This window comes from Haladaptatus sp. AB643, assembly GCF_024136975.1.
GTDB lineage: Archaea > Halobacteriota > Halobacteria > Halobacteriales > Haladaptataceae > Haladaptatus.
Genome location: NZ_JAMYJW010000012.1, coordinates 1 through 12,473 on the forward strand (window position 1 = coordinate 1; position 12,473 = coordinate 12,473).

Genomic DNA, 12,473 nt, shown 5'->3' on the forward strand with positions numbered 1-12,473 from the left:
GAGTGCCCCCATACACTTAAGGGCATTGGATTGGCTTTCTTTCGCCCGAAACCCAAACAGCACATCGTCAAATGTGGCGGGTCTCCGGCTGACACCTCGCGGGGTGACCACGAGGCGTCCTTCGCATTCTATCGAAATGGCCGGTTGAATTTAAGTACGTCGAATCGAAGCGGCAGTGGCACGATTCGACATATCCCACGGGACAAGCTCACATTACCGAGCGGTATTCCTCGATACCGAATTGTATGTTGTTGTTTCGTGCGCGCGTGGGGAGATGGTGTGACAACTGTCTGTTAATACATTGTATGAAAACTCGACAAATCAGTCCAGTTCGGGTTCTGCTGTTCGTGTCTTCGAACTGGCAGTCGGTGTGATCGCGTAGTCGATAGTGAGGAACTGGCGACCGAACAGCCACATCTCGTGTTGTGCGATGAGCGTGGTCTCCGAAGTCGCCATGGCTCCAGTTGTAGCGGGGGTATCGCTTGCGGACCAAACTCGGAACACCTCGTGCATGGGAAGCCGAATCGGAACGAACGGTGTTACGAGATAGAGTCCGGAATGACCGCCGGGCTTCGGGCGTTTCGAAGTGAGTCGAATAGCGCCTTCGTGTTCGGTCGAATCGAGCGAGTCGATACGGAGAATTCCACTCAAGTTCAAACCGGGGAGTGGAAGGGAGACGTTCATGTACGTTTCACCAGCGTACTCGTGGGTCGAATACGCCGCGACGAAAACGGCAGATCCGGTTTCCGAATCGGTTCGAACCCATGCACGGACGTTTTCACGCCCGTCCGCTCTGTCGTCGATATCGATGATGCGGCTGTTCGCCGTCTTCGATGCGGTTTCGGGCGTTGGGAGGTTCAACTGTTCGAAGGAACCCGTGAACAGCGCAGCGATACGGGCACCGAGGCGGAAGCCACGATGCCAATGGGTGCGATATGAGAGCGTGTACTCGCTCGTTCGTTCGTAGAAGTTTCGAACGGCAGTGTGGACGGATTCGGTGTCGAAGTCGTGACGAGCGTACGTCGAGAAGTCGTCTACCTGACCGACCGGCTTCGAACCGCCATCGGCCTCGATTCCGGTTCGTTCGACGTAATCATTTCCGACTCGCCACGTCGAAGTCAGCGAACTGAAAGGGATCGACGGGGTCGGGTCCTCGAATCGGGGAGGCGGTGTCGAAAGCCGCCAACCGACGATGCCGAGAAGAGCGAATCCGAGGGCATTGAGGTGACCGTGAATTTGCACCATTCGCCCGATGGAGAGATTTGTGATCGGAGTCCCGAGATATTGGAAGAGACCGTATCCGAGGGCGAACAGCATCGAGATACCGACGGCAACCGCAGCACCGATCAAGGATACCTGTTGGCGGCGGTTCGAGCGAGTTGGAACGACGCCGAGGATGAGAAGCAGCGCGAACGACATCACCGAAAGTGTGAGAACGGTAACGGACGCGACTTCGACGATGGGGGACAACGAGATTCCGATGGCGATCAGTCCGGGACCGAAAACGACCACAGTCGCGATCGGTCGGTAGAATCGACGAATGCGATCGTCATCGATGGCGCGACCGGTGACCCCCACCACGACTGGAAGGGCGAATCCCGCATAATGGAAGTGAACGGCGGTGAAAAAGACGATAGCGTCACCGAACCCGAGTGGGTTCGCTCCGAGGCGGCTTATCAGTAGCCAGCACCCACCGACGGCGATGTAGAGAAGTCCCGCATTGAGACAGAGTTCTTCGAGCGGACGGAATCCACGTGGAAGGAGACGAGCGAAGCCCAAAAGAGCGATCGTTACCGTGGTCGCTAACCATGGAAGTACGAGAACGCCTGCGAAGAGACCGGGGGAAAAGACGAACGAGAGAGCGACCAACACCGCACCGAACGGTTGCCCGAGGATGGCGATTCGGTGGAGGGGAGTACGTGAATCGGGTGTGAGCATTGGCAGGACGAGCGGAACGAGGACGAGTGGGGCGAGCAAGAATAAGTGTGCGATACGCCCGAGTGAGATCAGTACGGGGACGACGAGCCAGATGACGGCACCGAGAAGCGCACTTCTATCGGGTGCGGTGTCCACAGGTAGAGAGATCATTGTTCAATGTGGTCTACGTGTTAATCGTATCACAAGTGATGGTATGGGGTTTGTGGCCATCAGGAGGGAATATGAAGCGCGGCCGTCAACTATTCCACCGTCAGACAGCGGACTGACACAGTTTGAATAGCGAAGCAAACGAACGGGATGATAATGGTGCGGGGTGCTCGTCGGAGCAAGGAATCGTTAGCGCAGTGTTATCAGTCGTCAACAGTGACATCTGTAGTGGTCCCGAACGTCAGTTTCGGAAGCATAAAGGAAACGTTCGTCTCCCGCTCGCCGGCCCACTTCAAGCGTGGTGACATGCGGCAGGCGTACGGGTGGACGAGCGCTATACTCACAGCAATAGCCACCGTTGGTGTACTGGCGCTCGCCCTCAGGGTGTTGTTGACGGGCTTGTTGGTCACGTTCGTCACGTCCGATATTCTCGTCGTCGTCGCGTTCAACGTCTGTGTGACCCTACTGGTTGGACGGTGGCTCACTGGACAAGTCCGGATTCATCCGTTAGAACGGCGTCAACTGGGAGTCCAAGCAGTGAGTTTTCGGCCGGAAGTGTCTGAACAACGGTACCGTCGGCCGAGGGAATCGTCTACGACTACCGACCGCCTGTAAAATCGATCGTCTCTACCCTTTTAGCAGTTCGCGCCGGTTATCGAATCGAACGCCGCCGGATCCTCCCAGAGTTCCCCGAGCGTCGCGGCCGCCAGGTATCGGGTTGGAGCGGCGACCCACTCGGTCGTAACGCTGTCGTCGGGAGCGGGAGCGGCCGCCTCGAACCACCACGCGACGTAGCGGCCGTCCATGAGCTTTGCGGTCGGGTACATCTGTCCGTTCACGGCGACGTCCACACGGGAGTGTGCTTCGACTTCCGGGGCATCCTCCGGCGAATCCGCGACCAAGATCTCGATTTGGACGGTTCGTTCGGTCATATCGACGTCCCCCTGTCGCGGGATGTGTCTCGCTCGTGGACACGTGCGACAGTCGTGAGTCCCATACGAAGAGCAACGACGGTCACGTACAAGAAGGTCAGTCAGGCGTGTGTCTGACGGAGACGATATCGAGAACCCCCAGTCGTCGACGAGTTCTCAATCCAACTGGATTGCCGTCGATTTCGACCGTTCGGCGATTTCCGCCGCCGTCAGTTCCCGTCCTGCCTCCTGTGCGAGATAGGTACCTTCCATGACGAGCATCGAGTTGAGCGCGATATCGCCCGTCGGAATCGGTACGTCGGCCGCACCGGTCAGCGTTCGAATCCAGTGGGAGAACTGGCCGATATCCCGTTCGAACTCGTACCCGCCCTCGCTTTCCAACAGTGCCTGTCGTGTCTCGTAATCGTTGATGTCCAGCGAAACCGTCGCCTCGTAGTCCGCAGTCGTCGTGTAGAACTCGAACGGGTCCAACTGGACACCGCCCTTCGTTCCCGCGACCTGACTCGGTTCGTCGGGGAGGAACATGTGCCACGCGGCGCGGACGGAGAGTACCGACCCGTCTTCGAGATGGGCGAAACCGAGACCGGCGTCCTCCACGTTGTACCCGGACGTCTCCAGTCGGTCGGTGTACGTCGGACGATTGTCGCCAATGAGGTCCGCCGAATACGCATCGCCGGTGTGCTCGAAGGTTGCGCCGCTCACCCGTTCCACGGGTGCGTTCCCGAGCAGATACAGCAGTTGGCCGATTTGATAGGTACCGATATCGATCATCGGACCGCCACCGGCGGACTCCTTCGAGACGAATCCGGGCGTACCGTACCCGTCCACGTACGGTCGTCCACGTCGACGTGAGCGAACGGCCTTTCCGTAGTACACGTCGCCAAGCTTTCCATCGTCGATGAGTCGCTTTGCCGCGCGGGTTCGGTCGAGAAACAGGTTCTCGTTCTGCACGCCGAGGTGTTTTCCCGCCGCTTCGGCCGCATCAGCGATCGCCTTGGCGTCGGTGTAAGTTGCCGCGAGCGGTTTCTCACAGAAGACGTGACACCCGGCCTCGAAGGCGGCGATCGCAACCGGTGGGTGGAGGTTGTTGTGCACGCAAACGCTCACGGCGTCGAGGTCCGCGTCGTCGAGCATGTCGCGAAAATCCGAATAGACGGAGGGGATATCGTACTCGGCGGCGAGCGAATGCGCCGATTCCTCGTCGATATCTGCAACAGCCACCAGAGATGCGTTCTCTATAGTAGTATACTCTCGCGCGTGTAGCTGTCCGCGGTTACCTGCGCCGACGATACCGATGTTAATTGAATTCACGAACGATGATGCACGATACACCATCATCAATCCTTTCGTCACGGTAATCGGAGGAACGAGATATCGAAAATCGGTGGAAACAGCGCTGTCTTTCCAGACGGAACCGCCTCGTTGTCGATGAGAGGTTTCGTGCTTCCCCGAGGGGAGCGACCCGACCATATTCACTTCCGATTATCAAACTAAGCGGCAGTGACATCGGAAATGGCGTGGTCGGAGAATTTGGAGGATAGAGACCATGAAACGAGAAGATCCGAATTTATAAAGTTCATACCGCTATATGAAATCGTGAGAATCGAAGGGAGGGAGTAGATGGAGCAAACACGCGGCATCAACGGTGCTACCGGCTATAACTGCTAAAATCACATCGGCGTATGCTAGTTATTCGTGGGGTTCAGTTGCGCCGATCCGTGTACCGATCGGGTAGCTCCGCGGGTGCACAGTCAATGATATCCTCACGCTCGGTTCCGACGTCCTCGATAAACGTGATCTCAGCGAACTCATCGACCACCAGTTTTGGATACGTCGGTCCTTCGTCCCGATACTGGCGCATCTCATCGAGATGTTCGTTTTGGTAGCAGACGGTTAGCTCCGGGTTCTGTTCGATCCACTGTGGGAAGAAAATGACACCATGGATCTGTCGTTCGGTGAGATTGAAGGAGACACTGACGCTGGTTCCAGTCGGCTCGTCCCAAGAGACCTTGAACACGTCATCGGAGAGTCGAACGATGTGAGCATCCTGGTCACGAACCCATCGGCCTCCGACCATCCCACTATGAATCCGATAATCGATCGTGTACCCGTCCTTGATATACATCTCGTACTGCCAGCCATTATCATACGTGTAGATGAAATGCTTACCAAGAACGCGGGAAAGCGTCTCTGGACGGGTTGATTCAAAGGATTCTGTCACGGGAATAAGTCGAGGGCATGGCGTGAAGTAACCACCCATAGCGGTCACTTTCACTGTGATTGTATCGATAGGTTCGGACCGAGTCCGGTATCCACGAGGATCAGTCGTTCCGGCGTCCGGACGAGTGTACAGCTTATCTGTGTGACCCACGTGTCGATTCCATCGAACGCGCTCGGATAGGCGTCGTAGAACTCCTCCCATTCATCCTCGGAAACCGTCGGGAACAGCTGACTCGGCGGTCCCGGGAACGGCGGGGCAGCGTCGGTCAGCGGAATATCGAATCGGATTTCGGATTGAAATCGAGTACAGTCGGACGGTCAGTCGGTCACCGGACGAACGATGATTCCGGAGGGATCGACGAATGCTCAGTACGACCAGCGCCCGCCGAGTTTGAGTTCCTGCTCGTATCCGGCGTCGATCAGATCACGCGTGTCCTCGCGGGAACGGCTCGGAACCTCACGGTCGGGTTCGGTGAGGGCACAAACGGCGTCCGCGATGGTGACGGCGTGCTCGCGGAGGTCGCGGAGGTCGACCTTATCCAGGGTATCGGCGTGCGTGTGACCCCATCCGCGACCGCTCTTGTCGGGACTCGTCGAGGAGACCATCACGCCCGGAACTCCCTCCTGGACGAACGCCCACTGGTCTCCGTGTGGCGAAACGGTGTTGCTGGAGACGAGTGGAATCGACCGTTCGTCGGTCACCACTTCGAAGGCGTCGAGGAGGTCGTCGAACTCGTTCGCGTTCACGGAAAGGGTTCTGTCCCGTCCCGCGCCGTCGATATTGACGATACACTTCACGGTGTCGAGGTCGTACGTGTTCATCGCGTGGTAGGCACCCTTGAGTCCGATCTCCTCCGAACCGAACACGACGACGCGAACGCGCGTTTCGAGTTCGTCCTCCATTCGGGCGAGCAGGCGGGCGGCCTCGGTCGCCAACACGCTTCCCGCACCGTTGTCGTTCGCGCCCTCGGCGATATCGTGTGTATCGACGTGGGCTGTCAGAAGGACCATTTCGTCCGTGTCAGGTCCGATATCGCCGACGACGTTGACCGACGTCGACGGTTCGTTTCGACAGTCCACATCGACCGTCACCGAGAGGTCGCCGTCCTCGGCGTGACGGGTGAGACGCGCCCCGAGTTCCTTCGAGACGCCGACCGCCGGGATCGAACCGGGACGGTTATCGTAGCCTACCTCACCGGTCGGCGGGAGACATCCCTCGATGTGGTTGGTGAAGACGAAGCCGACAGCCCCGGCGTTGGCCGCGCTGACGTACTTCTCCATCCGGTGAATCCAGCGGCCGTAGTCATCCGGCGTTTCGCTGGAAGCCAGTACGATTTTGCCCTCGCAGTCGGCCGTCTCGAAGTCCTCCGGTCGCCCGTACCCGACGTCCACCAGTTCTCCCTCGACAGTTCCGGCGGGCGTTCCCGGGAGCGCGATGACTTGATAATCCTTCCCGTAGCGCTGGCTGTGGCTCCCGCCGGTTTCGATGGAGGAGGTACCCCGCCACCAGCCGTCGATGTCGAATTCGTCGAGGTGGACGTCTCGCAGTCCGACCGCTTCGAAGTAGCCTTCGAGGATTTCCGCGCCGTCCTTCTCCCCTTGCTGACCGGCCATTCTGGTTTCGAGGTCGACGAGGTCTTCGAGGACCTGCCACTGGAAATCGTTCCGGTACGCGTCGCCGACGATGGCGTCGGTGAGTCGTGTCATGAATGCAACCGTGCGGCGATAGCGCAAAAACGTATGCCTCTCGGAAAAGAGCGACAGCTGCAAAACAGCTGACCAGAAATCGGCAGAAAATCGTCCGAATCGTCATCCGTTGGTGGTACGACAACCGAGTGGTGTCAGGCGTCCAACGTTCGTCCGATAACGTACCCGGCCAAGCCGAGCGGAATACCGGCGACGAAACCGGCGAGCAGAACGACGCCGCCAAATAGGACGATTCTGACGAGCGCGAGCGGTGGAATCGCTCGCGTCCCCGCTTCGACGGCGGCGAATCCGTGCGTGAACAGCCACAACCCGGAACTGACACCGATACCGCCAGCGATGACCGACGCGAGCGCATCAGGGCTTTGATAGCCGAGGACGGCGGCCACGACGAGTCCAGCGACGGCGAAGACCGGAGCGATGGCGACTAGCGAGAGCATCACAGCCAGTGGGAAGACAGTCAACGCGGCAGCAACCACTACTGCAAAACAGCCCCAGACGAACAATACGGCCCGCTGTTCGTCGGCAATGTCGAAATTACAGCGGGAACGGAGCGGAGGAAGCGATTCGTCGTCCGACCGCAGGGCCGCGCCGACGGCGTAGCCGAGCGGCCCGGCGACGAGTACCGACACGCCGATGGAAAACCACGCGGCCCGGCGGGCGGCGCGAACGGCGAGTTCGAGCGTCGCCGGTTCGAAGAGCGCCGTCGATGCGGCGTCGAACGCGAACACCGGAAGGGTGGCGACGAGTATTCCGACGAGGACGCTTCCACGATACCAACCGACCCCCGCCGCGAGGAGGAAACCGGCGACCGCTGCGAGCGACAGGAGGGTAGGACCGAGGAGAAGCGTCGGTGCGACGAATCGCAGGGATACCGCGAATACGGCCATCACGAGTCCAGCGACCAGTGCTCGGACACTGGTCCGAGGATGGTCACCGACGAGGAGGTTTCGAGGAACCGTAGAGGGCATCGTAGCGATTCATACACGATGACGGAGCATAATCTTTCTCCACAACTGACTCGTCGAGGAGTTTCGAGCGAGGGCAAACGTATTGTGGAAACGATGATTTGTCGTTCGTAGTAATTGAGATGACTGCACCGACTGTCTCGGTCGTCACGGCGGCGTACAACTCCGCTGAGTACATCGAGCGTGCGCTCGAAAGCGTTCGACGGCAGACGATGGACGAAGCGTGGATCGAACACATCGTCGTCGACGACGGTTCGACCGACGAAACCGTCGAACTCGTCGAATCGTTCGAATCGCCGTCCGTACGACTCATCGAGAACGAGGAAAACAGCGGAAACGGCACTGTTGCGTGCAATCAGGGAATCGAGCGAGCGCGCGGCGAGTACGTGACGGTCCTCGATTCGGACGACGAGTTCCTCCCGTCACTCCTCCAGCAGTCGTGTGAAGTTCTCGAAAATAACGAGGAGATCGATTTCGTCTATCCGGACTACTACGAGCGGTTTCCGGACGGGACGTGGGAAACCGTCGAGACGGGCGAGAACGCCATGAACACCGTCAAGGTCGGCATGGTGCACCGAACCGACCGTCTCCGCGGGTTCGGGTCCTACGACCCGGAGATGATATTCGCGGAGTACGACCTCCTCCTGCGGTATCTCGACGCCGGTCTCGACGGCTATCACGTTCCTGAGCCGCTGTTCGTGTATTATCGGCGACCGGACAGTCAGACGGGCGACGAGGAGCGGGTCGAAGCCGGAAGGGAAGAGTTACGGGAGAAATACGGTGAGGACGTGCGAATACGCGAGTATCGGTTCTGATGCGAAAGTTCCGGGGACGAACGGAGGCGATTATCCGAGGAGGTCGTTGAGGCTCATCCCGACGAAGAGCAAAATGACGGCCTCGCTGACGATCCACGAGTTGTCGTTCATCCACTCGCGTGCCTTCGGAAGCCACGCCTGCGCACGCTTGCCGAAAGCGAGCAACACGAGGGCAGGAAACGCCAGAAATAACAGGGTGATGGCGATGAACCCGAGCGAGTCAGTCCACGCCAATCCGTTCGCCGAGAGGTATGACCCGACGGCGACCGAGGTGAGGATGTCGGTCGGGAAGAATCCGAGCAGGAGGAAACCGAGTCGGAACGAGAACCGCGGGTTGGCCGTCGTCAGTTTCCCCATCCACTTCGGCGGTTCCGATTCCTCTCGCGTCAGGTAGGTGTGCACCATGGCGGCGAGGAGGAGAACGAGAACGATGACGGAGAGCGTGGTGTTCGACCCGCGCTGGCGGTTCGCGCCGATACCGAGGAAGTACGCGAGCGAGACCAGAAACGTGATCGAGAGCGCCGAACCGAAGACGAACGCGGCGGAGTTGCGCCGCCAGTTCTCGCTCGTCGCGAGGAAGATGGCACTCAGAATCTGCGGCCCGGCGATCATCACGAACGCCAACGGAAGAACCCTCAAGAAACTCACGGCTCGGCGACCCCTTCGTAATCACGGAATTGGCCCGTCGCTCGTCGTCCGATACCCCAGTTCGGTCCCGATTTCGGGTCACTCATGTCACTTCCCCCACAGCACGACCGGCCGTGGGAGCCGAGTCGTGCCTTCACACACAAGTAGGCCAGCTAACAGGATAGGTGTTGTGGTCGAAGGGTAAACACCAGTACCAGCTCTTCAATCACCTGTTTCCGGCGCTTTCAGCGGCAGAGCTAACGGTCTGGATGACGTACGATAGGTATGGCTGGGAGTGGGATTGATTCGGGAGCGACGCGGATTCGTATCGAGCGGCCGAACCTGCGGTGGTGGGTCGTCGGCCTGATAGTGTTCGGCATCGTCGCCGTCGTCGCGTACACGTTCCTTCCGTGGGTCGTGTTCGGACTGTTCATCTACTACGTCGCGCGGCCGATAAACCGCTTCGTCGGCAAGCGAATCGGGAACGGAAACCTCTCGGCGGCGCTGTCGTTGCTGCTCATCGTCGTGCCGGTCGTCCTCTTTCTGGGTGTGTTCCTCTCGATCGCAATCGGCCAACTGGCCAACTTCGCGACCACGCCGATGGTGACGAAACTGTTCGGTGGGGTCCCGAACATCACGATCCCGAACGACCCGAACAAACTGTTGGACACGGCGAGCACGACGCTCAAGAACCCGTCGGTGCAGTCGGCGCTGACGAGCGCACAGTCGTTCATCGGTGCCGTCGCGTCGAGCGTGTTCATGCTCTTTCTCTCCCTGTTGCTGGGCTTTTTCCTCCTCGTGGAGGACGAACGCCTCGCTCGGTGGGGGAAAGAACAACTGCTCGGGGACGACCGACTGTCCGTCGACTACCTCGAAGCGGTCGATTCGGGGCTGAACTCCATCTACTTCGGCTACACGCTGACAATCTTCGTCATCATGATTCTGACCGCCCTCATCTACAACCTGTTCAACCTCTTCGCGCCCAACAACCTCCTGATTCCGGCGACGATACTGCTCGCGGTCATCACGGGTATCTTCACGCTCGTGCCGCTCGTCGGTCGCTCCGTCGTCTACATCGCCATCGCGGCGTTTCTCGCGTTAGGGGCGATTCAGCGCAACCCGACCGACCTCTGGTACCCGGTGGTGTTCTTCCTGTTTATGACGCTCGCGTTCGACAACGTCGTCAGAACCTACATCCGTCCGTACCTATCGGGGAAGCTGTTCCACCTCTCGTTGGTGATGTTCGCCTACCTGCTCGGTCCGATACTGTTCGGGTGGTACGGGGTCTTCCTCGGGCCGCTGTTGATGGTCATCGTCGTCCAGTTCTTCGGCGTGGTCGTCCCGCAACTCCGTGGGGAGAAACCGGACTCCCCGATCGATATCGAGCCGACGACGCGGGAAACGGACGAGCGGTTCGACGACACGACGAAAGGCGGCGAGGCGACCGACGGGGGACGGGAGAACGGAGAGTGAGAATGGGCGGGCGAGAATCGGCGAACGAGAATCGGCGAGCGGATGGGGATCAGCGGACGAGACTCGGCGGCGCGATCGGTTCGAGGTCCAACGACGAGAAGTGATCGTCCAGAAACTCGTGTCGGTTCGGAAGTTCGTCCGGCCTGTGTGAATCGGAGCCAACGGTGAACGGAACGTCGTACTCGCGGAGGACGGCAAAGAACCCTTCCGACGGGTGGACGATTCCCGCGTCGGTCAGCGCCCGACCGGCGTTGATCTCAGGGACGGTCCGGGAGTTCGAAAACGCCTCCGCGAGCGTTCGATAGTGGGATTCGGTGGCGCGTCCACGGAGTTCCGGCGTGCGCTCTATCAGATCGGGGTGGGCGGCGATATCGAACAGTTCGGAGCGAACGAGCGATTCGAGGTTTTCGAAGTAGTGGTCCACGAACGCGTCGATCCCTTCGTCCGACATCCCGTCGAAGTTCGATGACACCTGCACGTTCATCCCCTCGATGTCGTGGACGCTGCCGATGGTGTACTCGAAGTTCGCCCGCTCGAAGAAATCACGAATCTCGTCCTCGTCGCGCGGATCGTAATCCATCTCGACGGCGTCGTAGATAGCCACGTCGCTGGTCTCGCGCAACCCCTCGATGGCCCGTCTCCGACGTTCGTAGGTGGCGTCCAAGTTGAAGCCGCGTATCGCACGGATGTCGCGCGGGTACTCGCGGGACGAGACGGTACAGTGGTCGGCGAAGCCAATACCGTCGAGACCGGCAGCCTCGGCGGCCCGTACCATGCGAGTGAGGAACTTCCCGTCGGAGTAGTTCGAGTGGGTGTGAAAATCGCGCATGTGATAGGAACGGTGAACGAGGACGACCATAAAATTAGCTGCGAAGCCCACGAAAAATCGCACGGCGTGTCCGAAATCGGAAGGATTACTCGGAGGACGGGAGGAAATACCGTATGACGACCATCCACTTCGTCCGCCACGCCCACTCGCCGTGGGTTCCGAACCGAGAGGCGGAACGGCCGCTCTCGGAACGCGGTCACGAGCAAGCGGAGCGCGTCGCCGACATCCTTTCGAACGAGTCCGTAGATGCGGTCGTTTCGAGTCCGTTCGCCCACGCCCGACAGACGGTCCGTCCGATCGCCGATCGGAACGGCGTCGAACTGGAAACGGACGACGGGTTCCGCGAGCGGCAGTTGACCGACGGCCCTGTGGAATCCATCGGGGAGACGTTCGAGAGCGCGATCGAGCGGGTCTGGTCGGACTGGTCGTTCGCGTGGCCGAACGGCGAGTCGAATCGCGATGCGAAACGGCGGGGGGTCGCGGCAGTCGAGCGTCTCCGCGAACGTCATTCCGGCGAGTCCATCGTCGTCGGCACGCACGGTAATCTCCTCACGCTGATCCTGCACGAGTACGACGAGCGCTTCGACGCCGAGTTCTGGCGGGCAGAACTGACGATGCCCGACATCTACGAGGTGACGTTTCCGGCGGAAGACGAGGAAGTCGAGATAACGCGCCGATACGAGGACTCGACAGTGGTGGGGTAACGGGTGAGATAAAATCGGCACTGCAACTGAACCGATGAACGGCGCGGTCGCGTTTTCGGTTCAGAAACGGCTCGAAAGTCGGCGGTTCTCGGTTGGTTGGCGGTTCTCGGTTGGTC

12 protein-coding genes are annotated in these 12,473 nt (G+C 59.6%); 3 read left to right on the forward strand and 9 right to left on the reverse strand.

Going from position 1 to position 12,473, the window contains the following annotated elements:
* Window positions 1-321: 321 nt before the first annotated feature.
* From NKF25_RS19490 to NKF25_RS19520, 7 genes are all read right to left on the reverse strand, one after another.
* A complete protein-coding gene (locus NKF25_RS19490; protein ID WP_253228304.1) occupies window positions 322-2,088 on the reverse strand; it encodes a YndJ family protein in 1,767 nt (588 codons plus the stop codon).
* A 200-nt stretch (window positions 2,089-2,288) separates the two neighbouring features.
* Window positions 2,289-2,504: a hypothetical protein gene (locus NKF25_RS19495; RefSeq protein WP_253228305.1), complete on the reverse strand. Its 216-nt coding sequence runs from the start codon at window positions 2,502-2,504 to the stop codon at window positions 2,289-2,291.
* 216 nt (window positions 2,505-2,720) lie between these two features.
* Window positions 2,721-3,017, reverse strand: coding sequence for a hypothetical protein (locus NKF25_RS19500; protein ID WP_253228306.1), 297 nt, complete (start codon window positions 3,015-3,017; stop codon window positions 2,721-2,723).
* A 156-nt stretch (window positions 3,018-3,173) separates the two neighbouring features.
* On the reverse strand, window positions 3,174-4,355 hold the full coding sequence (locus tag NKF25_RS19505; protein ID WP_342766342.1) for a Gfo/Idh/MocA family oxidoreductase: 1,182 nt from the start codon (window positions 4,353-4,355) through the stop codon (window positions 3,174-3,176).
* Window positions 4,356-4,719: 364 nt separating this feature from the next.
* Complete coding sequence (locus tag NKF25_RS19510; RefSeq protein ID WP_342766340.1) at window positions 4,720-5,238, reverse strand: phenolic acid decarboxylase; 519 nt, start codon at window positions 5,236-5,238, stop codon at window positions 4,720-4,722.
* A 365-nt stretch (window positions 5,239-5,603) separates the two neighbouring features.
* Window positions 5,604-6,944 (reverse strand): M28 family peptidase, encoded by a 1,341-nt coding sequence (locus NKF25_RS19515; RefSeq protein WP_253228307.1) that lies wholly within the window; start codon window positions 6,942-6,944, stop codon window positions 5,604-5,606.
* Window positions 6,945-7,078: 134 nt separating this feature from the next.
* On the reverse strand, window positions 7,079-7,912 hold the full coding sequence (locus NKF25_RS19520) for a hypothetical protein (RefSeq protein WP_253228308.1): 834 nt from the start codon (window positions 7,910-7,912) through the stop codon (window positions 7,079-7,081).
* Between the two features lie 119 nt (window positions 7,913-8,031).
* Here NKF25_RS19520 and NKF25_RS19525 point away from each other — a divergent pair, with 119 nt between their 5' ends.
* Window positions 8,032-8,724: a glycosyltransferase gene (locus NKF25_RS19525; protein WP_253228309.1), complete on the forward strand. Its 693-nt coding sequence runs from the start codon at window positions 8,032-8,034 to the stop codon at window positions 8,722-8,724.
* Window positions 8,725-8,754: 30 nt separating this feature from the next.
* Here the strand turns inward: NKF25_RS19525 and NKF25_RS19530 are convergent, their stop codons facing one another.
* Window positions 8,755-9,372, reverse strand: coding sequence for a GAP family protein (locus tag NKF25_RS19530; protein WP_253228310.1), 618 nt, complete (start codon window positions 9,370-9,372; stop codon window positions 8,755-8,757).
* A gap of 264 nt (window positions 9,373-9,636) precedes the next feature.
* Between NKF25_RS19530 and NKF25_RS19535 the strand changes: the two genes are divergently transcribed.
* Window positions 9,637-10,824, forward strand: a complete 1,188-nt coding sequence (locus NKF25_RS19535; protein WP_253228311.1) for an AI-2E family transporter — start codon at window positions 9,637-9,639, stop codon at window positions 10,822-10,824.
* A 49-nt stretch (window positions 10,825-10,873) separates the two neighbouring features.
* On the opposite strand, the gene NKF25_RS19540 is transcribed toward NKF25_RS19535, so the two are convergent.
* Window positions 10,874-11,653, reverse strand: coding sequence for a PHP domain-containing protein (locus NKF25_RS19540; RefSeq protein WP_253228312.1), 780 nt, complete (start codon window positions 11,651-11,653; stop codon window positions 10,874-10,876).
* Window positions 11,654-11,766: 113 nt separating this feature from the next.
* On the opposite strand from NKF25_RS19540, the gene NKF25_RS19545 reads away from it, so the two are divergent.
* Window positions 11,767-12,357, forward strand: coding sequence for a histidine phosphatase family protein (locus tag NKF25_RS19545; RefSeq protein WP_253228313.1), 591 nt, complete (start codon window positions 11,767-11,769; stop codon window positions 12,355-12,357).
* The last annotated feature ends 116 nt before the right edge of the window (window positions 12,358-12,473 follow it).